This window comes from Aeromicrobium sp. UBA7512 (assembly GCF_002476985.1).
Taxonomy (GTDB): Bacteria; Actinomycetota; Actinomycetes; order Propionibacteriales; family Nocardioidaceae; genus Aeromicrobium; species Aeromicrobium phoceense.
Window position 1 is genome coordinate 54,152 of record NZ_DLNK01000003.1, and the last position, 24,675, is coordinate 78,826.

Here is a 24,675-nt window from a genome sequence, read left to right on the forward strand (position 1 = left end):
TCTCTGTGACCGCTCAGGGGATCCACTAATGAAATCGTAGTGTCTCATGCTACGATTTAATTATTAGCGAAGGACGGGACATGACTGCACTCCGAGATGTCGCACGTGCGCAACTCCGCGCCGCACGCCCGGTGAACCTCGCGGACAAGTACGCGAACCCGCGCGCCCTCCTGCGCCACCACGCTGCGAAGGGTGAGCTGATTCGGCTTGCTCCCGGCTACTACATGGCTCCGCCGGACGACCAGCCCCTCGCATGGCGGCCCACTATCGAGACCGCCGCCGCGGCTATCGCAACGACCGCCTATCCCGACGAGGATGTCGTGCTCATGGGCCTGACCGCAGCACGCATCCACGGGGCGCTGCCTCGCGCGATCGGTGTCGGCATCGTCGCCATCCCACGCCAGCACACGCCCATCACCCTCGATGACGGAGGCCGAGTCCTCTTTGTCGCCCGCGACACCGACCGTCTCGACGCAGTGCGGATGCCCGTGGAGACCGGCCACGTCCTGGTCACTACCGTCGAGCAGACCGTCCTCGACCTCGCACGACGCCCGACCCTGGGAGGTCTTGAGGTCGAGGCTCGTGGCGCGATCGCGAACCTGATGCCGCGCGTTGACACCGAGTACCTGCTCGAGCTCGCTGACGAGAACAACTTCGGCCGCCGCGCCGCTGAGCTCGTCAGGACTGCGTGATGACCGGACCGTCCGACCCGCCGCCGGCCACAGACGAAGCTCGTGTCGCCGAGCAGTTCGGCGTCGGCAACGCACAGGTCGAGCGCGACAAGCTGATCTCGCACATCCTGTTCGCCTTGTCGAAGCTGCCCGATGACCGGCTGATGTTCTTTGGTGGCACCGCGCTCAGCCGTACCCACCTGCCCGATCTGCGGCTCAGTGAGGACATCGATCTGATCGCCCTGGGTCGTCGCGCTGACGTCGCCAACGATGTTGACCGCGTCGTCTCGCGTGCGCTGGCCAGGACTTACGGTGAGGTGACTTGGCTGCCGGAACTCACCATCACCCGCGGCTCAGAGCCGGCGGTCTTGCAGGTCGCCGGCCTCCAGGTGCAGGTGCAACTCCTCGACGGCACCGGCTATCCCGCCTGGCCCACAGAGGTTGTCAGCCTGTATCAGCGGTACGCCGGCGTTCCCGCCGCCACGATGCGCGTCCCAACGCTCGCTGCCTTCGCCGCTTCCAAGCTCGCCGCATGGTGCGAACGTGCAGCCCCGCGCGACCTGTACGACCTCTGGGCACTCGCTCAGCGTGGCGCAGTCACCACCGAGGCCGTAGACCTGTTCGTCAAGCACGGCCCCACCGCCCGCGGGCCAGCGTCCTTCATGTTCGCCAGCGCGCCGACTGAAGACGAGTGGACCACGGCGCTGGGCCACCAGTGCGTAGTCCGGGTCGGCCCCGACGAGGCGTGGGCCGTCGTCCGGAACGCCTGGCTGGCCGACGCCTGACTAATCCGGCCGGACGTGTTCGTCAAGTTGGCTGGTGTGCTGAACTGCCACGCGGGGCGCTCCGCGAGCCGGTCCACCCATGCCAGGGCACAAAGCTCGGCTACTTGGTGACGTTCATGGCGCCTGGCCGTGGGCGCGCCATGCCCTCCGGCGGTTCGCCGAGCTCGGAGCGTCAGAGGTGCATCAACTCAGCGACCTAGGCACGGGGTTCTGTTGACCTGATGCTCGTCGTTGTCGTTGCTGGTTCCGCCGGCGAAGGACTGCCTGCTCCTGCCGCGATCCGGGCGCGAGACCGTAGGCGTCGAAGCCGAGGGCGGTGCCGCTGCCTAGGCTGGGCCCGTGACCGAGACCTTCGACGAGCCGTCCTTGGGGCGGCGCCTGGTGGCGCTGCTGATCGACTGGGTGATCGCCTCGTTCTCCGCCGTGGCGCTGTTCGGGTGGACCGGGGTGCGGTTCCCGCCCGACGGCATCCGCGACCAGCTGATCATCAACGGCGTGTTCGTCGTCGAGGTTGCGATCCTCGTCGGGCTCACCGGGTTCTCGATCGGCAAGCGCATCATGGGCCTGCGGCTGATCAACCCCGACGGTCGCCCGATCGGCGTGCTGCGGGCGCTGCTGCGCACCGTGCTGCTGAGCCTCGTGATCCCCGCCATCGTGATGACCGACGACAAGCGCGGTCTGCACGACCTCGCCGCGGGCAGCAAGGTGGTCAAGGCCTAGGTTCGGCGCGGCCAAGCGTGATCTCGATATGCGTCTCGCTGCGCTCGCCAGCTACTCGATCACCGAGGGGCGCGACAACGCCCGCCACTCGACGAGTGGCGTGGGCGAAGCGGAGGCTCGGTCAGCCGCGCATCATCTTGCGGGCGCCCTTGGTGCTGGTGGGCACCGGGCCGCGCGGCATCGGGGCGGCGGGGCGCATCGCGTCGAGCGCCTTCAGCTTGTAGAGCACGTCGGTCTGCTGCGCCGGCTTGATCGCCTTCTTCAGTTTCTTGACCCGCTTCACCAGCTGGGGCAGGGGCACCTCGCCCTCGCCGCGACCCACGATGAGGGTGGTGATCGGGACGCTGTCGCCGACGATGCGGCGGTGCTTCTTGACCTCGGAGCCGAGCAGGTTGCTCACGCGGGCGTGCTGGCCCTCGCCCACGAGGACGACGCCGGGACGGCCGACGAGACGGTGCACCACGTCCTGCTGCTTCGTGAAGCCGACGGCGGGCTTGACGTCCCAGCCGCGGCGCAGCATCTGCAGCGCACCCGCGCCGGCACCCAGCTGGCCCTCGGCCTGCTCGTACATTGACTTCTCGGCGCGCTTGCCGAACACGATCATCGTGACCAGCAGGGCGGTGGTCAGCGAGAGCAGGACCGCGATGATGATGCCCAGCCACCAGATCCCGAAGATGAACAGGGACAGCGCCGCCATGGCGGCGGCGGTGAGCACGAAGACACCGAGCAGGAGCAGGCCGAGACGCGGCTGCGTCCGCTTGGTCATCTGGTACGCATTGCGCAGCTGCGCAATGCGTCCGGCGGGTGCTGCGGGAGCGGGGCTGGACATGAGCCCGATTCTACGTCAGGCCCGAGCGTCCATGGCCTGCTGGTAGAGCCTTCCGGCGCGGTAGGACGAACGGACCAGCGGTCCGGACATCACACCGGAGAATCCGATCTCGTCGGCCTCCTGCTGCAGCTCGACGAACTCCTCGGGCTTGACCCACCGCTCGACGGGGTGGTGACGGGCCGAGGGGCGCAGGTACTGGGTGATCGTGATGAGCTCGCAACCGGCCGCGTGCAGGTCGCGCAGCGCCTGCGAGACCTCCTCGCGCGTCTCGCCCAGGCCCAGGATCAGGTTCGACTTCGTGACCAGACCGAAGGCCCGCGCCTGCGTCAGCACGTCGAGCGAGCGCTCGTAGCGGAACGCCGGGCGGATGCGCTTGAAGATCCTCGGCACGGTCTCGACGTTGTGCGCGAGCACCTCGGGACGCGACTCGAAGACCTCGGTCAGCAGCTCGGGGATGCCGTTGAAGTCGGGGATCAGGTTCTCCACGCCGGTGCCCGGGTTGAGCTCGTGGATCTTGCGGACCGTCTCGGCGTAGAGCCACGCGCCACCGTCGGGCAGGTCGTCGCGGGCGACGCCGGTGATGGTGGCGTACTTCAGCTCCATCGTGCGAACGCTCTCGGCCACGCGGCGGGGCTCGTCACGGTCGAGGTCCGACGGCTTGCCGGTGTCGATCTGGCAGAAGTCGCAGCGGCGCGTGCACTGCTCGCCGCCGATGAGGAAGGTGGCCTCGCGGTCCTCCCAGCACTCGAAGATGTTGGGACAGCCGGCTTCCTGGCAGACCGTGTGCAGGCCCTCACTCTTCACGAGCTTCATCAGCTCGTTGTACTCCGGCCCCATCTTGGCGCGCGTCTTGATCCACGCGGGCTTCTTCTCGATGGGGGTCTCGGCGTTGCGGACCTCGAGCCGCAACATCTTGCGTCCTTCGGGAGCGATGGTCACGGTCACCACCCTACGTGGCGTCCGGTGATCAGAGCAGCGGGACCGCCGCGTGCTCGACGCGGTCGATGTCGGGGGAGGGCTCGTAGGTGCGCCAGGTCAGCAGGTCGTCGAGGTGGGCGATCACCGTGGGCGCCACGTCGCGCGGTGCGGCGTCGTGTCCGATCTCGCGGTCGAGCGAGGTCACGCCCGCATCGGCGATGCCGCACGGGACGAAGCGGTCGTACCAGCCCAGGTCGACGTCGCAGTTCAGGCTGAAGCCGTGCATCGCCACGCCGCGTGAGACGCGGATGCCGATCGCGGCGATCTTGCGCTCGGGGCGACCCGCGGACTCGGGCAGCCACACGCCCGAGCGACCCGGCACGCGGCCGGTGGCCAGTCCGTGGTCGGACAGCGAGCGGATCAGCGCCTCCTCGATGCGACGCACGTAGTCGACGACCAGCACGTGCGAGGGCAGCTTCACGATCGGGTAGCCCACCAGCTGGCCGGGGCCGTGGAACGTGATCTTGCCGCCGCGGTCGACGTCGACGACGGGCGTGCCGTCCTGGGGGCGCTCGTGGGGCTCCGTGCGCCGGCCCGCGGTGTACACCGGCGGGTGCTCCAGCAGTAGGGCCGTGTCCTCGATGCGGTCGGCCACGCGGTCGGCGTGCAGGTCGCGCTGGAGCTGCCACGCCTGCGTGTAGTCGATCGCAGCGTCGCCGTACCAGTCCTGGAGGTAGCGCACGGGGTCAGCCTACGACGCGGCGCAGGATCGTCAGGTCGAGCCAGCGGTCGAACTTGCGGCCGACCTCCTCGAGGCGCCCGGTCTGCTCGAAGCCCAGGTCCTCGTGCAGCTCGATCGAGACGGTGTTCCCCGACTCGATCAGGGCCAGCACCACGTGGACGTCGGGCGCATCGCAGGCGTGCCCCAGCAGCGCGACCATGAGCTGGCGGGCGATGCCGCGGCGCCGGTGGTCGCGGTGGACGTAGACCGCGTTCTCGACCGTGTGCCGGTAGGACTCGCGCGGGCGGAACGTCCCGTAGCTGGCGTAGCCGGCCACCTCGCCGTGCACGTCGGCCACCAAGACCGGGTGACCGGCGCGGACGCGGGTCTCGTACCAGTGCAGGCGATCGGCGAGGTCGACCGGCGTCTCGTCCCAGATCGCCGTGGTGTTCTCGATGGCTTCGTTGTGGATGTCGAGGATCGCCGGCAGGTCGGCCGGGGTCGCTGCGCGGATGGTCGCCACCGGTCCATCGTGGCAGGGCTGTGGACCGCGAGTCGACACGGCACGCGGGCACCCGCGAGGCTGCGGCCATGGGGGAGTGGATCGCGGCCCTCGCCGCCCTCGCCGTGCCGTTCACGGGGCACTGCGACGCGCTCACGGCGCTCGACGTCCTGCGTGCCCTCGCGTGGACCTCGGGGGACGAGCGGCTGCTCGCCCGGGCCTACGCGTCAGGCACGGACGAGGCCGACGTCGAGCGGCTGCGGTCCTGGCGCGAGCGGGGGATCACGGTCGAGGGAGCGCGCACCGTGCGGGCCTCGTGTCGCGTGGGTGCCAGCGGGGTGGAGGTCGTCGAGCGCCTCGGGCCCACGGTGGCGGTGCTCGCCGACGGCACGCGACGTCCGCTGCCCGCCGACGCGTGGGACCGCAGGATCGTCGAGGTCGCCCACCGCGACGGTTGGTGGCGGATCGTGCGGGTGCGCTGAGTCAGGCGCCGCGGCCCAGGGCCGTGCGCAGCACGCGGTCGATGCCCGGGTCGGCGAAGGAGAACCGGTCGGCCATCAGCGCCGCGGGACGGACCCGCAGCGAGCCGAGGAGGTCGTCGGCCAGGCCGCCGAGAGCCAGCCGGATCGCGAACGCCGGAGCGGCCAGCACGGCCGGCCGGTGCACGGTGGTGGCCAGCGTGCGGGTGAAGTCGCGGTTGGTGACGTCGTCGGGGATCGCGAGGTTCACCGGGCCGCTGAGGTCGCCCTCGAGCACGTGCGTCACCGCCGACACCCAGTCGCGACGGGAGATCGTGGAGAAGTACTGGTGCCCGTCGCCGAGCCGGGCGCCCAGGCCGAGCCGGAACGGCAGCAGCATGAGCTTCAGTGCACCACCGGACTTGTCCAGCACGATCGCCGTGCGCAGGTAGGCCACACGGGCGCCGGACTCGACGGCCGGCGCGGCCGCCGCCTCCCACTGCTGGGCCACTTCGGCGAGGAAGCCCGTGCCGGGTCCGGAGGTCTCGTCGAGCTCCTCGTCACCGCGGTCGACGCCGTACCAGGACATCCCCGATCCGGACAGGAACGCGGGAGGGGTGGGCGACGCGGCGACGGCGCGCGCGAGCGTGGAGGTGGCGCCGAGGCGGGAGGCAAGGATCTCGCGCTTGCGCGACGGGGTGCGGGGCCACTGCGAGATCGGCGACCCGGACAGGTTGATCACCGCGTCGGCCCGGGCGATCAGGTCCTGGTCGATGAGACCCTCGGAGGGCTTCCACCAGGACTCGCCATCGCCCGCCGTGCGCCGCACCAGCGTCGTGACCTCGTGGCCACGCTGGCGCAGGTGGTGGACCAGGGGCGCGCCGAGAAATCCCGACGCGCCCCCGATCACGACTCGCATGCTCAGCCCAGCTCACCTTCGAAGGCGCCGGCCTGCAGCCGCTCCTTGATGGCGGTCAGGAAGCGGCCCGCGTCGGCACCGTCGATGATGCGGTGGTCGTACGTGAGCGCCAGGTAGGCCATCGAGCGGATCGCGATGGACTCCGAGCCGTTCGCGTCGGTGATGACCACCGGACGCTTGACGATCGAGCCGACGCCGAGGATCGCGACCTGCGGCTGGTTGATGATCGGCGTGTCGAACAGGGCGCCGTTGCTGCCCAGGTTCGTGATCGAGAACGTGCCGCCGGAGAGCTCGTCCGGAAGGATCTTGTTGTTCCGGGTGCGATCGGCGATGTCGGCGATCTTGCGGGCCAGGCCGGCGATGTTGAGGTCGCCGGCGTCCTTGATCGTGGGCGCCAGCAGGCCGCGCTCGGTGTCGACCGCGATCGAGAGGTGCTCGCCGTCGGGGTAGGTGACGGTGCCCCCCTCGAGGTCGAGCGCCGCGTTGACCTGCGGGTACTGCTTGAGCGCCTCGATGGCCGCCTTCGCGAAGAACGGGAGGTACGTCAGCTTGACGCCCTCACGCTCCAGGAACGCGTCCTTGTGCTGGGCGCGCAGGCGGACGACCTCGGTGACGTCGACCTCGTGCACCTGCGTGAGCTGGGCCGCGACCTGCAGCGACTCGACCATGCGGTTGGCGATGGTCTTGCGCAGGCGGCTGAGCTTGTCGGTGCGACCGCGCAGCGGCGAAGCCGGGGCCGACGGCGCCGCGGAGGCGGCAGCCGGCTTCTCGGCGGGAGCCTCGGCGGCCTTGCTCTTCTCGGCGGCGTCGAGGATGTCCTGCTTGCGGATCCGGCCACCGACACCGGAGCCGGTGACGGTGGACAGGTCCACGCCGTGCTGCTTGGCGAGCTTGCGGACGATCGGGGTCACGTAGCCCTCGGATGAACCGGCGTCGGAGGACGCGGAGACCTCGACCTTCGGCTCCTCGGCCTTCGGCTGCTCCTGGGGCTCCTCGGCCTTCGGCTCCTCCTGGGGCTGCTCGGGCTCCGGCTCGGGCTGGGGCTCCTCGGCCTTCGGCTCCTCGGCCGGGGCCTCCTCCTGCTCGGGCTCCGGCTCGGGCTCGGGCTCGGGCTCGGGCGCCGACTCGGCCGGCGCTGCGCCCTCCTCGCCGATGATCGCGAGCTCGGCGCCGACCTCGACGGTCTCGTCCTCGTCGACCTTGATCTCCAGCAGCGTGCCGGCGATCGGGGACGGGATCTCCGTGTCGACCTTGTCGGTGGAGATCTCGAGCAGGGGCTCGTCGACCTCGACGGTGTCGCCGACGGACTTGAGCCACTGGGTGACGGTGCCCTCGGTGACGGACTCGCCGAGCGCGGGCAGCGTGACGGCCTGGCCGCTCGTGCCGCCGGACGACGCGGGCTTCGTCTCGGGTTCGGGGGCCGGGGCCTCCTCGTCGGGCTCCGCCGCGGGGGCGGGCTCCTCGGCGGGAGCCGGCTGCGACTCCTCCTCGGCCTCGCCGGCGCTCTCGGCGGGCTCCTCGGCGGCGGGCTCGGCCTCGGGCTCGGCCTGCGACGACTCACCCGAGTCGCCGGAGTCGGAGGAGGACTCGTCCGCGTCACCGATGATCGCCAGCACGGCGCCCACCTCGACGGTGTCGTCCTCCTCGGCCCGGATCTCCAGGATCGTGCCGGCGACGGGGGAGGGGATCTCGGTGTCGACCTTGTCGGTGGAGATCTCGAGCAGGGGCTCGTCGACCTCGATCGTGTCGCCGACGGCCTTCAGCCACTGCGTGACGGTGCCTTCGGTGACCGACTCGCCGAGCGCGGGAAGGGTGACTTCGGTTGCCATGTGGTGTCCTGTTCGGTTCTCAGGCGTGCGAGTGCAGCGGCTTGCCGGCCAGGGCGAGGGTGGCCTCGCCGAGGGACTCGTTCTGGGTGGGGTGGGCGTGGATGAACTCGGCGACGTCGTCGGGGTAGGCCTCCCAGCCCACCCAGAGGGTCGCCTCGCCGATCTGCTCGCCCATGCGCGCGCCGAGCATGTGGACGCCCACGATCGGGCCGTCCTTCTCGCGCACCACCTTGACGACACCGGCGGTCTGCAGGATCTGGCTCTTGCCGTTGCCGCCGAGGTTGTACTCGACGGTCTCGACCTCGCCGTGCTTGTCCTTGGCCTGGGCCTCGGTGAGGCCGACCGACGCGAGCTCGGGCTCGCAGTACGTGACGCGGGGGATGTTCACGTCGACGATCGGGCGCGGGTTCAGGCCCGCGATCTCCTCGGCGACGAAGATGCCGTGGGCGAAGCCGCGGTGCGCCAGCTGCAGGCCGGGCACGAGGTCGCCGACCGCGTAGACGCCGTCGACGTTGGTGCGCAGGCGCTCGTCGGTGGGCACCCAGCCGCGCTCGACGGTGACACCGGCCTCCTCGAAGCCCATGCCGGCCGAGCGGGGGCCGCGGCCGACGGCCACGAGGACCAGGTCGGTCTCGATCGTGTCGCCGTTCTCCAGCGTGACGACGGCGCCGCTGTCGTTCTGCTCGACGCCGGTGAACTTCACACCGGTCTTGAAGGCGATCTTGCGCTTGCGGAACGCGCGCTCCAGGCCCTTGCTGAGGATCGGGTCCTCCAGCGGGACGAGCGTGGGCAGCGCCTCCACGATGGTGACCTCGGCGCCGAAGTGGTTCCAGACGGAGGCGAACTCGACGCCGATGACGCTGCCGCCGATGATGACGGCGCGCTTCGGGACCTCCTCGAGCTTGAGGGCCTGGTCGCTGGTCATCACGCGGCCGCCGATCTCGATCCCGAGCGTGCGGGGCTCCGAGCCGGTCGCGAGGACGACGTTGGTGCCGGTGTAGCGCTGGCCGTCGACCTCGACGGTCTTGGCGTCGACGAGCTTGCCCTCGCCCTCGACGACGGTGATGCCGCCGGACTTCACCAGGCCGGTGAGGCCCTTGTAGAGGCGGTCGATGACGCCCTGCTTGTAGGCGTTGACCTTGGTCATGTCGACGCCGTCGAACGACGTGTGCACGCCGATCGAGTCACCTTCGCTGGCGACGTGCGCGACCTCGGCCGCGTGCAGGAGCGCCTTGGTGGGGATGCAGCCTTCGTGGAGGCACGTGCCACCCACCTTGGCCTTCTCGATCATGGCAACGGTCTTGCCGAGCTGGACGGCGCGCAGGGCACAGGCGTAGCCCCCGCTTCCGGCTCCGAGAATGACGATGTCGAACGAATGGGGTGCGTCGTCGGGCACGATGTCCTCCGGGTAGGTGGTCTGCTGTCATCTTGTCACCTGTCCGGTGAGGGCTGCCACCGGGGAGGGCTCGCGGGATGTGACTTCGGGGTAGGTTCCGCGCGCTTCCTGATGGGGGTGGGTGCGGTCGGGCAGAATTGCGCCGTGGGCCTGTTCAAACGCCGTCGACGCACCTCAGCCGGTGCCGTCGTGTCCGATCGCGACGCCAGCCGAGCCGATCTGGCCGCGCTGAAGGAGTTCGCGACCTCTCGCTCCGGGGTCGAGGCCTTCGTCGAGCCCAAGACCACGGTCACCCAGACCACGGTGGTGTTCGTCGCCGCCGACGGGGAGTGGACCCGTCGCCGGGTGCCGAACGAGAAGGCCGCCACCGACCTCGCCCGCAGCCTCAAGATCCCGCTCTACGACGCGAACCGCGTGGGCTACCCCCAGCGGATGCGCGACTACAACGCCCGCGCCAGCGCGAAGAAGACCAGCGTCGAGGTGGAGCGCGGCGACTACAGCCCCGCGCAGTTCGCCGCGATCATGACGCTCGAGACGATCGCCGGCACCGAGCCGCTGCCGCGCAACCCCTCGAAGTCCGACCTCGAGCGCGTCCTGCGCGCCGCGCGCGGCAAGGCCCACCCGGACCGCACCGGCGGCGACCGCGCCCGCTGGGACCAGGTGGAGCAGGCCGCCCGCAAGCTCGGCCTCTAGTCGCGCCCCCTCGGGATCTCGATACAACGTCTCGCTGCGCTCGCCGTCACTCGATCAGCGAGGCCGCTGGTCGAGTAGCAGGGCGAGGAATGAGCCCGCGTATCGAGACCCTGGGACCTCAGTGCCAGCCGCGGGGGTCGAGGCCGCCCGGATGGTCCACGGTCGGGTCGTACGGCTCGCGGCTGAGGACGAAGGTGGCCAGGTCGAGGGCGCCGTCGTCGCGCACGACCAGGCGTTCCCCGGCGAAGTACGTGTCGAGCCCCCGCCAGCCTTCGCCGTCGCGCACGAACCGCGAGCGCCGGTTGCCGTTGACGTCGGAGAGGTGGAACCCGTCGGTCGTCGGCTCGAGCCGGTAGGGGACCGGTCCCCAGTACCAGTCGCCCACGAGCGCGGCCACGTTCTCCGCTGCCTCGACGGGTGCGGTCTCGGTGGGTCGCTGGTCGAGCGCGGTCGCCGCGTCGAGCAGGCGGGTGGCGAGGTCGCCCAGGTGCAGCGTGTCGTTGGCCAGCACGACCACGCCCCAGCCGCTCGCGGGCTGGGCGATCGCGGTCGCGAGGAAGCCGGGCATCGATCCGCCGTGGCCGACGAGGCGGCCGGCGCCGTTGCCGGGCCAGATGCGCCAGCCGAGTCCCTGAGCCGTCGCCCAGGGCACGCCCGGCCGGTCGTCGACCGCCAGCGGCACGACCATCTCGGCCCAGCTCGACTCGGCCAGCACGCCACCGGTGTCGCCCGCGGCGAACGCCGCCCAGCGGGAGAGGTCCTCCGCGCTCGACCACAGCTGGCCGGCCGGGGCCATCGCGCCGGCGTCGTGGTGCGGCTCGACCATGAGCCGGCCGTCGGACGGATGGTGCGAGAGACCGGTGGCAGCCCCGTCGCCCGGCTCCTGGGTGATGCCGTGCAGACCGAGGGGCTCGAGGATCCCGGTGCGGATCGCCTCGAACCAGGTGGTGCTGCGCAGCACCTCCACCAGCCGGCCGAGCACGGCGAAGCCGACGTTCGAGTAGTGGAAGCGCGTTCCGGGCGTGTGCACGAGCGCGGGCCCGGACGCGATCAGCTGGTCCCAGTCGCCGCCGGGAGTGCGCTCCCACCAGGGGCCGTTGGTCTCGGCCTGCAGCCCCGACGTGTGGGTGAGCAGCTGCGCGATGGTCACGTGGCCGAACGGCACGTCCGGCAGGTGGCGATCGATGCGGTCGGCGAGGTCGAGCCGCCCCTCGTCGCGCAGGCGCATCACCTCGACGGCGACGAACGTCTTCGTGATCGAGCCGATGCGGTACGCGGTCGCGGGCGTGGCCGCGGGGCCGTCACGCCCGTCGAGCGTGCCGACCGCGCCGGACCAGTGCAGGTTGCCGTGCCGCACGACCGCCGCCGAGACCGAGGCCGAGCCCGATCCCTCGCGCTCGGCGTGCAGCAGGTCGTCGAACGCCGACACCGAGGTCAGCCCAGTTCGCGGGCGAGGTGGACGAGCGTGCGGACGCCCGCGCCGGTGCCGCCGACGGGCGTGTAGTCGAAGGCCGCGCCGTCGTTGAACGCCGGTCCGGCGATGTCGAGGTGCGCCCACGAGGCATCGGCGACGAACTCGCGCAGGAAGGCCGCGGCGTACATCGTGCCGCCGTAGGGCTTCGGGTTGTGCTGGCGCAGGTCGGCGATCGACGAGGTCTTGACGGCCGCACCGATCTCCTCGGTGATGGGCAGGCGCCACATCGACTCACCGGCCACCTCGGCGGCGCCGAGCACGCGGTCCTGCAGCGCCTCGTCGTTGCCGAGCACCGCGGTCGTCCGGGTGCCGAGGGCGACCATGGCCGCGCCGGTCAGGGTGGCGACGTCGATGACGTGGTCGGGCTTGGCCTCCACCGCGAGGGCGAGGCCGTCGGCCAGCACGAGGCGACCCTCGGCATCGGTGTTGTGGACCTCGACCGTGGCGCCCGAGCGCATGCGCAGCACGTCGCCGGGACGCGTGGCGGTGCCGCTGGGCAGGTTCTCGGCGATGCAGGCGAAGGCCGTGACGCGGATCGGCAGGCCGAGCCGCGCGATGGCGGTGGTGGCGGCGACGATCGCGGCCGCGCCGCCCATGTCGCACTTCATCGTCATCATCGAGGCACCCGGCTTGAGCGAGAGTCCGCCCGAGTCGAAGGTGATGCCCTTGCCCACCAGGGCGAGGTGGGTCTTGGCGCCCTCGGGGTTGTACGTGAGCTTCACCAGACGCGGCGGGGCGTCCGAGCCGGCGCCGACGCCGAGGATGCCGCCGCAGTTCTCCTTGGTGAGTCGCTTCTCGTCCCACACCTGCACGCGGACGCCGGCGGGCGCGGCGGCCTTGATGGCGTCGGCGAAGGCGGGCGGGCGCAGGTCGCCGGGAGGCGTGTTCACCCAGTCGCGCGCCACGCACGTGGCCTCCGCGATCACGACGGCGTCGTCGACGAGGCGCTTGGCCGCGGCCTTGCGGGCGTCGGGGCTCAGGATCGTGACGGTGTCGACGGAGGTGGTCTTGCGGCGGGCCTCGTCGCCCTTGTAGTCGAGGTAGGAGTAGGTCGTCAGGACGGCGGCCTCGGCGATGGCGGCGAGGTCGGCCTCGGCCACGCGGCTCGGATCGATGCCCACGCGGGTGGCCTTCGGCACGGAGCGCAGGCCCTTGGCGACGGCGCGGCGCTGCTGCTCGGCGGTGGGCTGCTCGGCGGTGGCCACCCAGGCCGTCAGCTGGGTGTCGCCGCTCGGCACGACGGCGACGTCGCCGGCCTCACCGGTGAACCCGAAGGCGCTCCAGGGGACACCATCCGGAAGGCCCGATCCCGAAGGGATGAGGGCGACGACGGCATCGACGGTGGGCAGGGTGGCACGCAACTGGACCGTGGACATGCCGTCACTCTAGTCAGCGGTAGTTTGGCTCGCATGGTCCTGCTCCTGTCGCCCCTGCACCAACGGCACGAGGCCCTCGGCGCCAAGTTCTCCGAGTTCGGCGGCTGGTCGATGCCCCTCGAGTACGCCGGCGGCGGAGTTCTCGCCGAGCACAAGGCGGTGCGCGAGGCGGTCGGCCTGTTCGACGTGAGCCACCTGGGCAAGGCGCTCGTGCGCGGCACGGGCGCGGTCGACTTCGTCAACAAGTGCCTGACCAACGACCTGAGCCGGATCGCCCCGGGCAAGGCCCAGTACACGCTGTGCTGCTCCGAGGACGGCGGCACCGTCGACGACCTCATCGCCTACCTGCGCAGCGAGTTCGAGGTCTTCCTGATCCCCAACGCCGCGAACACCGCCGAGGTGGTGCGCCGTCTCCGCGCGGCGGCTCCCGAGGGCATCGAGGTCGAGAACCAGCACCGCGACTTCGCGGTCCTGGCCATCCAGGGTCCGCTGAGCGACGAGCTGCTCGACGCCCTGGGACTTCCGTCGGACCACGACTACATGTCCTTCACGAAGGGCACGATCGACGACGTCGAGCTCACGGTGTGCCGCACCGGCTACACCGGCGAGCGCGGCTACGAGCTCGTCGTCGCCGCCGAGGAGGTCGTTCCCGTCTGGGACGCCGTCATGGCGGCGGGGGAGTCGCTCGGGATCCGCGCCTGCGGCCTCGGCGCCCGCGACACGCTGCGCACCGAGATGGGCTATCCGCTGCACGGCCACGAGCTGTCGGCCGAGGTCTCGCCGGTCATGGCGCGGGCCGGCTGGGCCGTCGGCTGGTCCAAGCCGACGTTCTGGGGCAAAGAGGCGCTCGAGCGCCAGCGCGAGGAGAAGTCCGTGCGCACCCTGCGCGGGCTGCTGGCCCAGGGGCGCGGCATCCCGCGACCCGGCATGGCGGTGCACGCCGCGGACGGCGGCGTCCTCGGCGAGGTCACGTCAGGGACGTTCTCGCCCACGCTGCGCCAGGGGATCGGCCTGGCCCTGCTCGACCGCACGGTCGCCGACGGCGACACGGTCACCGTCGACGTGCGCGGACGTCAGCAGGAGTTCACCGTGACCAAGCCCCCGTTCGTCGAACCGTCCACCAAGGAGGACTGACATGAGCTTCACGTGGCAGTACGAGAACAGCGCCGGCGAGACCGTCGGCACGTCGGAGGAGTTCGACCAGCGCGGCGAGGCCGAGTCGTGGATCGGCACGTCCTTCGAGGACCTGCTCGAGGACGGGGTGGAGCAGGTGCGCCTGCTGGACGACGGGACCGAGGTCTACGGGCCGATGTCCCTGCGACCGGAGTGATCCGGCCGCTCGCGACTCAGTAGTGCTCGCGCAGCGGCTGGCCGACCGCGATGGCCGGCTTCGGCAGGCGCATGCGGCGGATCTGCGTGCTGCGCAGGACGGCGTAGAGCACCGCGCCGCGGCGCTCCGCCGGGGTGAAGCGCTTCTTCAGCTCGCGCTTGAGCACGGCGATCAGCCAGATCTCGTCGATGAGGGTGGCGAAGATCGTGACGGTCCAGAGCGAGAAGACCACTTCGGCCATCGCCGGGAAGAAGCTCAGGACCAGGATGACGACGAGCAGCGGGAGCATGAACTCGGCCACCGTGCGGCGACGGTCGACGGCGTCGCGGGCGAGCGCCTTGGCCGGACCGCGGTCGCGGGCGGGCAGGTCGGCGGCCGAGCCGCCACCCAGGAGCGCCTCGCGCTGCTTGTCGCGGGCAGCGGAGCGGCGGCGACGCTCGCGCTCCGCCTGCTCGCGGCGCGTCAGCGGACGCTTCATCTGCTGCTTGCGGGCGGCCTCGGCCTCCCGGCGGCTACGGGTCGGTCCACCCTTGCGCTGGGGGGTCTCGTCGGCTGCGTCGTTCACGCGGACGACCCTACAAGGCCGGGGCGAGTGCTGGAGCGCACGGTTAGGGTGGGGCCATGGCTGAGGGCGGGTTCTGGACACGTGTCACGCGCATCTTCAAGTCGCGGTCCGCGAGCAACGACGGACCCGACATCGAGGAGGTCGGCGCGCGGCTCGACGAGGCCTACCGCACCCAGTCCAAGCTGCTGGCCCAGGTGCGCCGCGGCGTCGCCGACGTGGCCACCAGCCGCAAGCGCGTCGAGATCCAGCTCGCGTCGCTGCGTCGCGAGATCGCGGCCGCCGACAGTGAGGCCAAGGCCTCGGTCACGCGCGGGGACGACGCCGGCGCCCGCCTGGCGCTCGAGCGCCAGGTCGCGCTCGAGAAGGCCGCAGGCGAGCTCGACGACCGTCACGCCCAGCTACGCTCCGAGGAGGAGCAGCTGATCCGGTCGGCCGCCTCCATCGAGCGCCAGATCGAGGACTTCCGGGTCCGCAAGGACACCCTGGCTGCGCGCTACTCGGCGGCCCAGGCGCGCAACGAGATCCACGGCGCCACCGCCGGGATCGGCGCCACGGCCGGCGAGGTGGGCCGTGTCATGGCCGACGCCGAGCGGCACACCCGCGAGCTGGAGGCGACGGCCGACGCCGTCGACGAGCTCATGAACGAAGGCATCCTGGCCCGGCCGGGAGAGTCGCAGGACGAGGCGCTGCTGCGGCGCTTCGACGAGGCCCTCGGCTCGGTCGATGCCGAGCCGCGCGCCGTGGAGGGAGACGGACATGGCCCGCACCAGATTTCGCAGTGACAAGGGGCTGACCCTGCGCATGGGCGGGGTCGGCCTGGGACTGGTCCTGCTCTACGTGCTCTTCGGCGCGATGCTCATCACGGTCGCCGGCAACCTCTGGATCGCGCTGATCATCACGGTCGGCATGGCCTGGGGACAGTGGTTCTTCTCCGACTCGCTCGCGCTGAAGTCGATGGGCGCCCACGTCGTGACGCCCGACCAGGCGCCCGAGCTGCACGCGATGATCGACCGCCTCGTGGCGCTCGCCGACATGCCGAAGCCCCGCGTCGCCGTGGCGGTCACGGACATGCCGAACGCGTTCGCCACCGGCCGCTCGCCGAAGCACTCCGCGGTCTGCGTGACCACCGGCATCATGCAGCGCCTCGACGCCGACGAGCTCGAGGGCGTCCTGGCCCACGAGCTCGCGCACGTCGCCAACCGCGACGTCTCGGTGATGACGGTCGCGTCCTCGCTCGGTCTGCTGGCGGGCTTCCTCACCCGCTGGGGCATGTGGTTCGGCGGCGGCAGCCGCGACAAGAACAGCGGTCCGGCGATGATCGTCGTGATCCTGGTCAGCCTCGTCGTCACCGCCGTCAGCTTCCTGCTCACGCGGGCCCTCTCGCGCTACCGCGAGCTCAGCGCCGACCGCTCCGGCTCCTACCTCACGGGTCGCCCTTCGAAGCTGGCCTCGGCACTGGTGAAGATCTCCGGCGACATGGGGCGGATCCCCACCTCCGACCTGCGCGAGGCGCAGTCGATGAACGCCTTCTTCATCGCGCCGGCGCTCAAGGGCGACACGGCTCAGGCGCTCATGTCCACGCACCCGCCGCTGCAGGCCCGCCTCGACCAGCTCGCGCGCATCGGCGCCGAGCTCACCGAGAGGCACTGAGCGTGGGATTCCTCGACGGGCTGCTCGGTCGCAGCAAGCCGCCGAAGGCCAACCTCGACGTGCTGTTCTCCGTGCCGCAGGCGGCGCTGACGCTCCAGGCCGAGGGCTTCGCGTTCAGCGGGCACGGCGCGGTCTGCTTCCGCGACGCCGAGGGCCGCGCCGACGACGAGGTGATCGCCTCGGCGCAGGAGATGATTCGCACCGACCCCACCGCCACGGTGGAGATGCACCACGACGAGTTCGGGTTCACCTGGCTCGAGGTGGTGCGCCCCTCGGGTGACGTGTCGGGCCTGGTCACCGACCTCCACGCCGTGAACTCCACGATGGCCGCACAGGGCTTCGACGCGTCGATGCTGTGCTCCACCGTGGTCTTCGAGCACGAGGGGCAGCGGTCGGCGCTGGTGTACCTGTTCAAGCGGGGCACCTTCTACCCGTTCGTCCCCGATCCGACGGCGACTCGCCGCCGCGACAACCCCACCGAGCTGCGGATGCGGGCGGTGATCGAGCAGGACGTGCCGATCGAGCCGGACCTGGAGCGGTGGCTCGCCATCTGGGGTGCCCCCGGACTCTGACGATCCCGGTCTAGACTCGGCGCCCATGGGGGAGCTGAGGAGCGTGCTGCGCGACGCGATCGCCGTGGTGTGGCAGGGATTCCGGCTCGTCGGAGCGCACTGGCCGGTGCTCGTCACGATCTACCTGCTCGGCGCCGCCGGCCGCTACGGCTTCCTGTGGCTCGCCGTCGAGCTGAGCAAGGAGCACTCCACGCTCGCCGGTCTCGTCGTCCCGCTCGCGCCGCTGTCGAGCCTCGTGGCGATCATCGCGATGCTGCTCGTCGTCTCCACCTCCGTCACCGTGCTGGTCGCCGACACGTCCGATCCGGCCGCGGGCACGCGGGGCGGCGGCTGGCTGGGAGTGCTGGCGGGAGCGCTGCTGCCGTTCCTGACGGTGTACGCCGCGCAGGGCCTGCTCAAGGCCGACGTGCGCGCCTACGTCAACGAGGCCACCTACGACGAGCTCTACGGCAACGCCGGCACCTTCTACGGCGAGGCGGCCAACATCGACCGCACCGCGATCGCCACCGGCTGGATGCTCGCAGCGATCGTGGCCATCGCGCTGGTCCTGCGCTTCGCGTTCGACCGCTTCAACCTCCCGGCACGCAGCCGTCCGCTCGCTTTCGCCGCGGCCTACGTGGAGACGCTGTGGATCGTCACGCTGGGCGTCTCGTTCTCGACCTTCCAGGACGAGATCTGGCAGTGGGTCACCGAGCGGCGGTTCGTCCACTGGGTGCAGGACACCTGGGCCGACGTCATCGAGTTCCTCGGCCCGATCGGCGACCCCATCGCCACGGCCGTCGGATGGATCGGGACCTTCATCGACAACGCCGACGACGTGGTGCTGGTGCCGCTCGCGTGGCTCACCGTGGCCGCCGTGGTCTTCGGCCGCAGCATCGCCCCGCCGCCGCCCAAGCAGCGCACGTCCCGCTTCGGCCGGGTGCGCCCCATCGCCGCCGTGGGCTCGCGCACCCCGGCCGTGGTCAAGCGCTGGGCCGGCGAGGCGACGTCGGACTTCCGCGGCCGCTTCAGCGGCCTGCGCGACGGCTTCCGCGTGCTGGCGCTCGGCGGGCTCGTGCCGATGGTGATGTTCTGCCTCGTGTTCGTCATCGCCGACCAGGCGAACGCCCTCGTCAACGAGCTCTGGCGCCTCGTGCTCGGTCCGCGCGACCGCGACACGGCCCTGGCGTTCTCGCCGTGGCTCGACATCACCGCGTCGGCGATCGAGTACGTCATCCTGGCCGGCCTGCTGGCCGCCGCCATCGGCCGGATCCTGGGCAACCAGCGCCGCAGGGAGCAGGAGGCCGCGGGTCAGGCGGCCGAGCCGTCGACCGGCAGCTCGACGTAGCGGGGCAGGAAGTACCAGAGCCGCACCGCGGCGGGCTCCGCCTCCTCCGGCAGGACGAAGACGGTGTCGGTCGTGAACTGCTCGGGGCGGGGGTCGTCACCCTCGCGGAGGCTGGGCGGCTCGGTGCTGCCGTACGTCGCCTGCGGCCCGGGGGTGTCCCGCGGCACGCACGACGAGAACTGCGGACCGTCGACCACCAGCGCCGAGTCGGACTCGCCGTGGAGGTTCCCCTCGGTGTCGACGACCGCGACCGTGCAGCCGGCGAGCGAGACGTCCGGATCGGCGGTCACGTCGAGGCGCAGTCGCCACGCCCGCACGCCGTCGGGGAGCGGGTCGCCACCGAGGAGGGTGAGGTCGTCGGCCGGCTCGAAGGCGTCCACCGCGTAGCGGGCCTCGATCGGGTAGCGCAGGTGGCCGTCGTCGTACTCGTCGACGAGATGGGCCTGGCCCGAGCTGACCGGCACGGGGGAGTGGAAGCCGCGGGTCCACCAGTAGTCGTGCAGGCGCGAGCTGCCCGCCGCCAGGGCCAGGGCGAGCGCGACGGGCAGGGCCACGAGGCCCCACCGGTTGCGCTGCCACCACGTGCCGCGGTGCTCGATCGTGCTCACGGCGCCTCCGTCCACGTCATGACGCCGGGCTCGGGGAGCTCGAGGGGCTCGCTGCGCGCCTTCCACGTCGTCACGTCGGCCTCGTCGACGTCGAGGTCGACGAGGGCCATGGAGTCCCACCGCTCGTCACCACCGTTCGAGGCGAGGGCGACGAGCGCACCCGGGAGCGTCGCGGGATCGGTCTCCACCACCGCGAGGCACCGCGTGGGCCGGTCGACGAGACGCCCCGTGCAGCTGATCGAGCTGCGGCCGCTGGTCCCGTAGATCGGGAGCAGGCGACCGTCGTTGTCCCGCAGCGCGGCGTAGGTGAGGTCGGACGACTCGTCGCGCGGCGTGAACGTGAACTCGACCGCGACGAAGACGCCGGGGGAGACCAGCACCGACCCGCCCTGCGGCACCACCGAGGACGCGCCGTCGACCGACAGCACCTCGAGGTCGCCGCTGCGCAGCTCGGCGGTCTCGCCGACACGCGCCTCGACCTCGAACGGACGCGACGACATGGCGCGCTCGGGCAGCTGCTGGTGGAGCCACTGGCCCATGACCAGGGCGAGCACGACCAGGACGCCGGCGGTGGCGGGGGGCCGGCGCAGTCCGAGCCGGCTCACGACTCGCGCCCCTGCTCGACGTCGAACGTGCCCTCGTGCGTCGGTGTCCGGTCGAACCACATGAACTGGTCGTCGAGGGTGCTGCGGCGCCAGGTCCACTGCGAGACCTCCACGGTGGCCTCGGTGGGCAGCGGCTCGGACTCCTCCTGCTCCCACACGAACGCGACCTCGTACTCCAGACCCGGTGCGGCGGCGCTGAGCGGCGAGCCATCGGCCAGCACGAGCACCTGCGGCGTCGCGTCCTCGCTGCGCTCGGTCTCGTCACCGGTCAGCCCGGCGTAGAAGCCCTCGAGCCCGCGCAGGCGCATCGTGTCGCGGAGCGTGCCGGTGTACACGGGGTGGTCGGAGGTGTTCTCGAGTGTCGCGACGACCGCGATGTACCGCCCGCGGACCTCCTCGTCGAGGCCGAGGTCGGTGGACCAGCGCACGCGGTCGACCGTGAGGTCGAACGGCTCGGCGTGGATCTTCTCGCCGGACTCCAGCGCGGCCGGCCCGGTGGTCTCCGCCGTGGCCAGCCCGCCGAACAGGCCCGAGGCCAGCACCACCACGGCGGCCAGTGCCGCGAGCACCTGGCGCAGCGTCATCGTCCGCGACACCTGGCGCAGCCATCGGCGCAGGCGGCCGCCCTCGTCCCCCGTCATGGGCCCGATGGTAGGGCAGCGCGTCCTCCCGCGATGCCGGGACTGACCGACCGCCCGTGCGCGATACCTTGGGACCGTGACCCTCGACTCCCTCTCCCGTGACCAGCTCGACGCCTTCCTGGCGGAGCAGCAGCAGGCGTACGCCGACCTCCAGCAGGCCGGTCTCAAGCTCGACATCACGCGCGGAAAGCCCTCGTCGGACCAGCTGGACCTCTCCGAGGGACTGCTCACCACGCCGGTCGAGGATCACGTGTCCGGCGGCGTCGACGTGCGCAACTACGGGGGCGGCACCGGCCTGGCCGAGCTCCGCGCGATCTTCGCGGAGCTGCTGGGCGTGCCGGTCGACCAGCTCGTCGCCGGCAACAACGCGAGCCTGTCGATGATGCACGACTCGATCGTCTTCGCGATGCTGCACGGCACGCCGGGCGGATCGCCGTGGAAGGACGGGCCGGTCAAGTTCCTGTGCCCGTCGCCGGGCTACGACCGCCACTTCGCCATCTGCGAGCACCTCGGCATCGAGATGATCCCGGTCGCGATGCTGGAGGACGGGCCCGACATGGCCGCGGTCCGCGAGCACGTCGCCGACCCGGCGGTCAAGGGCATCTGGATCGTGCCCACCTACTCCAACCCCACCGGCGCCGTCGTCAGCGAGCAGGTCGCGGCCGAGCTCGCCTCGCTGGACACCGCCGCCGGCGACTTCCGGATCTTCTGGGACAACGCCTACGCGGTGCACGACCTGACCGACCAGCACGTGAAGTCCGCCGACATCGTCGGGCTGTGCTCGGCCGCCGGTCACCCCGACCGCCCGCTGATGTTCGCGTCCACGTCGAAGATCACCCTCGCCGGCTCGGGCGTCAGCTTCCTCGCGGGCTCGCCCGACAACATCGCCTGGTACCTCTCGCACACGGCCGTGCGCACGATCGGCCCCGACAAGGTCAACCAGCTGCGCCACGCCCGGTTCCTCGGCAGCCCGCAGGGCGTGCTCGACCTGATGGCGCGTCACCGCGAGATCCTGGCCCCCAAGTTCGAGGCCGTCCTGCGGATCCTGTCCGAGCGCCTCGGCCCGCACGAGGTGGCCACGTGGACCACCCCGAAGGGCGGCTACTTCGTCAGCCTCGACGTCGTCGACGGCACGGCCTCGCGCGTCGTGCAGCTGGCGAAGGAGGCCGGCATCTCGCTGACCCCGGCGGGCGCCTCGTTCCCCTACGGCAAGGACCCGCGCGACCGGAACATCCGCATCGCGCCGTCGTTCCCGCCCATGGCGGAGCTGACGCAGGCGATGGAGGGCCTGGCCACCTGCGTGCTGCTCGCGGCGGCCGAGAAGGCCGTCTCGGCCTGACGTGCGCATCGTCATCGCGCCGGACAAGTTCGCGGGCACCCTGACCGCTCCCGAGGCGGCGCACGCCATCGCCGAGGGCTGGCGGCGCACGGCCCCGGACGACGACCTCGTCGAGGCGCCGATGGCCGACGGGGGACCGGGCTTCGTCGACGCCCTGCAGGACGCGTTCGGCGAGGAGGGGCGCCTCGAGGTCGTCAGCGTCCCCGGACCCCTGGGCGAGCCCACGCCGGTCGGGCTGCTCGTGGTGGGGGACACGGTCTACCTCGAGTCCGCCCAGGCGTGCGGCCTGCACCTCGTGCCCGAGCCGCGGCCGATGGACGCCACGACCGTGGGAGTCGGCCGGGCGATCGACGCGGCCGTCGACGGGGGAGCGCGGCGCATCGTCGTGGGCCTGGGCGGCAGCGCCACCAGTGACGGGGGCGCCGGACTGCTCGCCGCCCTCGGGGCCACGGCCGACGTCCCCCTGGACGCCGGGCCCGCCGGACTCGACGGGGTCACTCGCGTGGACCTCGGTCCGGTCCGGGAGCGGCTGGCCGACGTGGAGCTAGTGGTCGCCGCCGACGTCGAGACCACGCTGCTGGGCATGTTCGGCGCCGCCCGCACCTTCGGCCCGCAGAAGGGCCTCACCGACGAGCAGGTCCTCACGGTGGACCACCGGCTCGACCGCTTCGTCGAGGCCGCGTGCGGCAGCACGCCGGCGGAACGTCGCGTCGCCGACCAGAAGGGCGCCGGCGCGGCGGGCGGGCTGGGCTTCGCACTGCTCGTGCTGGGCGCCGAGGTGACGTCCGGGATCGCGCTGGTCGCCCACGAGGCCGGACTGGCCGAGCTCGTGGCGGGGGCCGATCTCGTGATCTCGGGGGAGGGCGCGTTCGACTACTCCTCCCGCGCGGGCAAGGTCGTCCACGGCGTCGCCTCGCTCGCGATGGCCGGGGCCACGCCGTGCGTCGTGCTGGCCGGCCGGGTCGACGTCGGCAGCCGCGAGATGCGCGCGCTGGGGGTCGAATCGGCGTACGGGCTGGTCGACCGGGTGGGCGAGGAGGCCGCCCTGCGCGAGCCCGCACGGCACCTGGCCGATCTCGCCGCACGCGTCGCGCGGTCCTGGTCGGCCTGAGGCGACGCGCGATAGGCCCCGGCCGGCTCCACGGGTTCGATCGGCCGCGTACCATGGGAATCGAACCGGATCGCGCCGTGTTGCACCCGGTAGCACGATCCATCCGTAGACCGAGGAGCCTCGATGACCGCCACGGACCAGACCAGCACCGAAACCACGCCCGCCGACGGGATCACGCTCAGCGACGGCGCGGCCGGCAAGGTCAAGAGCCTGCTGGAGCAGGAAGGCCGCGACGACCTCGCGCTGCGCATCGCCGTGCAGCCCGGTGGTTGCTCGGGCTTGCGCTACCAGCTCTTCTTCGACGAGCGCACGCTCGACGGTGACGAGATCCGCGAGTTCGACGGCGTCAACGTCGTCGTCGACCGCATGAGCCTGCCGTACCTCCACGGCGCCACGATCGACTTCGTCGACACCATCGAGAAGCAGGGCTTCACCATCGACAACCCGATGGCGACCGGCTCGTGCGCCTGCGGCGACTCCTTCCACTGAGCCGAGCAGACTGAGCCGTTCGGGCACGTACGTCGATCGGGGCACGCCACCGGGTTTCCGGAGGCGTGCCCCGATCGCCTATCGTGGCGGCCGTGCACCTTGCCATCGCCGGATCGGTAGCCACCGACCACCTGCAGACCTTCGCCGGTAAGTTCTCCGACTCGCTCGTGCCCGACCAGCTGGACAAGCTGGCGGTCTCGTTCCTGGTCGAGGACCTCGACGTCCGCCGCGGCGGATGCGCCGCCAACATCGCCTTCGGCCTGGGCAGCCTGGGCCTGCACCCCACCCTCGTGGCGGCCGTCGGGCGCGACTTCGACCTCGGCTACCGCGAGTGGCTGCAGGAGGCCGGCGTCGACACCTCGACCGTCCTGGTCCACCCCACGCTGCACACCGCCCTGTGCACCATCACGACCGACGAGGCACACGCCCAGATCGTGACGTTCTACCCCGGCGCGATGGCGCAGGCCCGCGAGATCGACATCGCCGCCCTGCACGCCCATCAGCCGATCGACCTGCTCCTGATCGGCCCCGACGATCCCGACGGCATGCTGCGCCACACGCGCACGGCCCGCGAGCTGGGCATCCCGTTCGCCGCCGACCCGTCGCAGCAGCTGGCCTGGGCCGGTGGCGAGCTGATCCGCGACCTCATCGACGGCGCGGCCTACCTCTTCAGCAACGACTACGAGGCGGCGCTGATCGCCAAGAAGACCGGCTGGAGCGACGCCGACATCGCCGAGCGGGTGGGTGTGCGCGTCGTGACGCACGGCAAGGACGGCTGCGTCGTCATCGAGTCCGACGGCACGCGCCACGAGATCGGCGCCATCGGCGGCGTCACCGCGGTGGACCCGACGGGCGTCGGCGACAGCTTCCGTGCGGGCTTCATGGCCGGCATCGCGGCCGGCCTGTCGCTCGACCGTGCGGCCCAGGTCGGCTGCACGATCGCAGCCAGTGTCGTCGAGACGATCGGCACCCAGGAGTACGCGCTGGAACGCTCGGCGTTCCTCGATCGGGTCCGCTCCACGTACGGCGTCGAGGCCTGCGACGAGATCGGCGAGGCCCTCTCGATCAGCCACGACGCGGTAGTCAAGTCAGGCTGACCTAACCCGCTGGGCGACCGGTCGTCTGCGTTACTGTTCTTCAAAACCCT

Annotated in this window: 28 protein-coding genes; 15 read left to right on the forward strand and 13 right to left on the reverse strand. The window is 71.5% G+C overall.

The window, feature by feature from the left end:
* Positions 1-80: 80 nt before the first annotated feature.
* From B2363_RS02105 to B2363_RS02115, 3 genes are all read left to right on the forward strand, one after another.
* On the forward strand, positions 81-692 hold the full coding sequence (locus B2363_RS02105) for a type IV toxin-antitoxin system AbiEi family antitoxin domain-containing protein (RefSeq protein WP_286928121.1): 612 nt from the start codon (positions 81-83) through the stop codon (positions 690-692).
* A complete protein-coding gene (locus B2363_RS02110; protein WP_286928122.1) occupies positions 692-1,456 on the forward strand; it encodes a nucleotidyl transferase AbiEii/AbiGii toxin family protein in 765 nt (254 codons plus the stop codon). Before B2363_RS02105 ends, B2363_RS02110 begins: the two co-directional genes overlap by 1 nt.
* Before the next feature lie 339 nt (positions 1,457-1,795).
* Complete coding sequence (locus B2363_RS02115) at positions 1,796-2,176, forward strand: RDD family protein (RefSeq protein ID WP_078700673.1); 381 nt, start codon at positions 1,796-1,798, stop codon at positions 2,174-2,176.
* Positions 2,177-2,297: 121 nt separating this feature from the next.
* On the opposite strand, the gene B2363_RS02120 is transcribed toward B2363_RS02115, so the two are convergent.
* Genes B2363_RS02120 through B2363_RS02135 form a run of 4 tightly spaced genes read right to left on the reverse strand, consistent with a single transcriptional unit; the run spans position 2,298 to position 5,167 of the window.
* On the reverse strand, positions 2,298-3,005 hold the full coding sequence (locus B2363_RS02120; protein ID WP_286928123.1) for a DUF4191 domain-containing protein: 708 nt from the start codon (positions 3,003-3,005) through the stop codon (positions 2,298-2,300).
* A 15-nt stretch (positions 3,006-3,020) separates the two neighbouring features.
* Positions 3,021-3,917: a lipoyl synthase gene (lipA, locus tag B2363_RS02125; RefSeq protein ID WP_078701445.1), complete on the reverse strand. Its 897-nt coding sequence runs from the start codon at positions 3,915-3,917 to the stop codon at positions 3,021-3,023.
* A gap of 55 nt (positions 3,918-3,972) precedes the next feature.
* Complete coding sequence (lipB, locus tag B2363_RS02130) at positions 3,973-4,665, reverse strand: lipoyl(octanoyl) transferase LipB (protein WP_286928124.1); 693 nt, start codon at positions 4,663-4,665, stop codon at positions 3,973-3,975.
* Between the two features lie 4 nt (positions 4,666-4,669).
* Complete coding sequence (locus B2363_RS02135; protein WP_286928126.1) at positions 4,670-5,167, reverse strand: GNAT family N-acetyltransferase; 498 nt, start codon at positions 5,165-5,167, stop codon at positions 4,670-4,672.
* 68 nt (positions 5,168-5,235) lie between these two features.
* Here B2363_RS02135 and B2363_RS02140 point away from each other — a divergent pair, with 68 nt between their 5' ends.
* Positions 5,236-5,628: a hypothetical protein gene (locus B2363_RS02140; RefSeq protein ID WP_286928127.1), complete on the forward strand. Its 393-nt coding sequence runs from the start codon at positions 5,236-5,238 to the stop codon at positions 5,626-5,628.
* A 1-nt stretch (position 5,629) separates the two neighbouring features.
* Here B2363_RS02140 and B2363_RS02145 read toward each other — a convergent pair whose 3' ends face one another.
* The 3 genes from B2363_RS02145 to lpdA are packed head-to-tail and all read right to left on the reverse strand — an operon-like array spanning position 5,630 to position 9,748.
* Positions 5,630-6,523 (reverse strand): TIGR01777 family oxidoreductase, encoded by an 894-nt coding sequence (locus tag B2363_RS02145; protein WP_181756728.1) that lies wholly within the window; start codon positions 6,521-6,523, stop codon positions 5,630-5,632.
* 2 nt (positions 6,524-6,525) lie between these two features.
* Positions 6,526-8,352, reverse strand: coding sequence for a 2-oxoglutarate dehydrogenase, E2 component, dihydrolipoamide succinyltransferase (sucB, locus tag B2363_RS02150; RefSeq protein WP_286928128.1), 1,827 nt, complete (start codon positions 8,350-8,352; stop codon positions 6,526-6,528).
* Between the two features lie 19 nt (positions 8,353-8,371).
* On the reverse strand, positions 8,372-9,748 hold the full coding sequence (gene lpdA, locus B2363_RS02155) for a dihydrolipoyl dehydrogenase (RefSeq protein WP_286928129.1): 1,377 nt from the start codon (positions 9,746-9,748) through the stop codon (positions 8,372-8,374).
* 144 nt (positions 9,749-9,892) lie between these two features.
* Here lpdA and B2363_RS02160 point away from each other — a divergent pair, with 144 nt between their 5' ends.
* On the forward strand, positions 9,893-10,441 hold the full coding sequence (locus tag B2363_RS02160; protein WP_286928130.1) for a hypothetical protein: 549 nt from the start codon (positions 9,893-9,895) through the stop codon (positions 10,439-10,441).
* Positions 10,442-10,559: 118 nt separating this feature from the next.
* Here B2363_RS02160 and B2363_RS02165 read toward each other — a convergent pair whose 3' ends face one another.
* Positions 10,560-11,870, reverse strand: coding sequence for a serine hydrolase domain-containing protein (locus tag B2363_RS02165; RefSeq protein ID WP_286928131.1), 1,311 nt, complete (start codon positions 11,868-11,870; stop codon positions 10,560-10,562).
* 5 nt (positions 11,871-11,875) lie between these two features.
* Complete coding sequence (locus B2363_RS02170) at positions 11,876-13,291, reverse strand: leucyl aminopeptidase (protein WP_181756731.1); 1,416 nt, start codon at positions 13,289-13,291, stop codon at positions 11,876-11,878.
* Between the two features lie 33 nt (positions 13,292-13,324).
* Here B2363_RS02170 and gcvT point away from each other — a divergent pair, with 33 nt between their 5' ends.
* Both gcvT and B2363_RS02180 read left to right on the forward strand, forming a co-directional pair.
* Entirely contained in the window at positions 13,325-14,425 is a 1,101-nt protein-coding gene (gene gcvT, locus B2363_RS02175; protein ID WP_181756732.1) for a glycine cleavage system aminomethyltransferase GcvT, read from the forward strand.
* Between the two features lies 1 nt (position 14,426).
* On the forward strand, positions 14,427-14,621 hold the full coding sequence (locus B2363_RS02180; protein WP_286928132.1) for a hypothetical protein: 195 nt from the start codon (positions 14,427-14,429) through the stop codon (positions 14,619-14,621).
* 16 nt (positions 14,622-14,637) lie between these two features.
* Here the strand turns inward: B2363_RS02180 and B2363_RS02185 are convergent, their stop codons facing one another.
* Positions 14,638-15,186, reverse strand: coding sequence for a DUF3043 domain-containing protein (locus tag B2363_RS02185; RefSeq protein ID WP_181756734.1), 549 nt, complete (start codon positions 15,184-15,186; stop codon positions 14,638-14,640).
* A 56-nt stretch (positions 15,187-15,242) separates the two neighbouring features.
* Here B2363_RS02185 and B2363_RS02190 point away from each other — a divergent pair, with 56 nt between their 5' ends.
* The 4 genes from B2363_RS02190 to B2363_RS02205 are packed head-to-tail and all read left to right on the forward strand — an operon-like array spanning position 15,243 to position 18,735.
* The gene (locus B2363_RS02190; protein WP_181756735.1) at positions 15,243-15,968 is read left to right on the forward strand and encodes a PspA/IM30 family protein; all 726 of its coding nucleotides are present in this window, start codon (positions 15,243-15,245) and stop codon (positions 15,966-15,968) included.
* The gene (gene htpX / locus B2363_RS02195; RefSeq protein ID WP_181756736.1) at positions 15,943-16,836 is read left to right on the forward strand and encodes a zinc metalloprotease HtpX; all 894 of its coding nucleotides are present in this window, start codon (positions 15,943-15,945) and stop codon (positions 16,834-16,836) included. The genes B2363_RS02190 and htpX overlap by 26 nt, the downstream gene beginning before the upstream one ends.
* Positions 16,837-16,838: 2 nt before the next feature.
* Positions 16,839-17,408, forward strand: coding sequence for a PspA-associated protein PspAB (gene pspAB, locus B2363_RS02200; protein WP_286928133.1), 570 nt, complete (start codon positions 16,839-16,841; stop codon positions 17,406-17,408).
* 25 nt (positions 17,409-17,433) lie between these two features.
* A complete protein-coding gene (locus tag B2363_RS02205) occupies positions 17,434-18,735 on the forward strand; it encodes a hypothetical protein (RefSeq protein WP_286928134.1) in 1,302 nt (433 codons plus the stop codon).
* Here B2363_RS02205 and B2363_RS02210 read toward each other — a convergent pair.
* Genes B2363_RS02210 through B2363_RS02220 form a run of 3 tightly spaced genes read right to left on the reverse strand, consistent with a single transcriptional unit; the run spans position 18,699 to position 20,589 of the window.
* Positions 18,699-19,343 carry a hypothetical protein gene (locus tag B2363_RS02210; RefSeq protein ID WP_286928135.1) on the reverse strand — a complete coding sequence of 215 codons (645 nt, stop codon included), beginning with the start codon at positions 19,341-19,343 and terminating at the stop codon, positions 18,699-18,701. The two genes, B2363_RS02205 and B2363_RS02210, sit on opposite strands and share 37 nt — an antisense overlap.
* Entirely contained in the window at positions 19,340-19,948 is a 609-nt protein-coding gene (locus B2363_RS02215; protein ID WP_286928137.1) for a hypothetical protein, read from the reverse strand. The genes B2363_RS02210 and B2363_RS02215 overlap by 4 nt, the downstream gene beginning before the upstream one ends.
* Complete coding sequence (locus tag B2363_RS02220; RefSeq protein ID WP_286928138.1) at positions 19,945-20,589, reverse strand: hypothetical protein; 645 nt, start codon at positions 20,587-20,589, stop codon at positions 19,945-19,947. The genes B2363_RS02215 and B2363_RS02220 overlap by 4 nt, the downstream gene beginning before the upstream one ends.
* 76 nt (positions 20,590-20,665) lie before the next feature.
* Here B2363_RS02220 and B2363_RS02225 point away from each other — a divergent pair, with 76 nt between their 5' ends.
* The 4 genes from B2363_RS02225 to B2363_RS02240 all read left to right on the forward strand — a co-directional run bounded on the left by B2363_RS02225 (position 20,666) and on the right by B2363_RS02240 (position 24,625).
* Entirely contained in the window at positions 20,666-21,928 is a 1,263-nt protein-coding gene (locus B2363_RS02225) for an aminotransferase class I/II-fold pyridoxal phosphate-dependent enzyme (protein ID WP_286928140.1), read from the forward strand.
* Between the two features lies 1 nt (position 21,929).
* Entirely contained in the window at positions 21,930-23,039 is a 1,110-nt protein-coding gene (locus tag B2363_RS02230) for a glycerate kinase (RefSeq protein WP_181756743.1), read from the forward strand.
* A 123-nt stretch (positions 23,040-23,162) separates the two neighbouring features.
* The gene (locus B2363_RS02235; RefSeq protein ID WP_181756744.1) at positions 23,163-23,528 is read left to right on the forward strand and encodes a HesB/IscA family protein; all 366 of its coding nucleotides are present in this window, start codon (positions 23,163-23,165) and stop codon (positions 23,526-23,528) included.
* 92 nt (positions 23,529-23,620) lie between these two features.
* On the forward strand, positions 23,621-24,625 hold the full coding sequence (locus B2363_RS02240; protein ID WP_286928142.1) for a carbohydrate kinase family protein: 1,005 nt from the start codon (positions 23,621-23,623) through the stop codon (positions 24,623-24,625).
* Positions 24,626-24,675 lie beyond the last annotated feature (50 nt).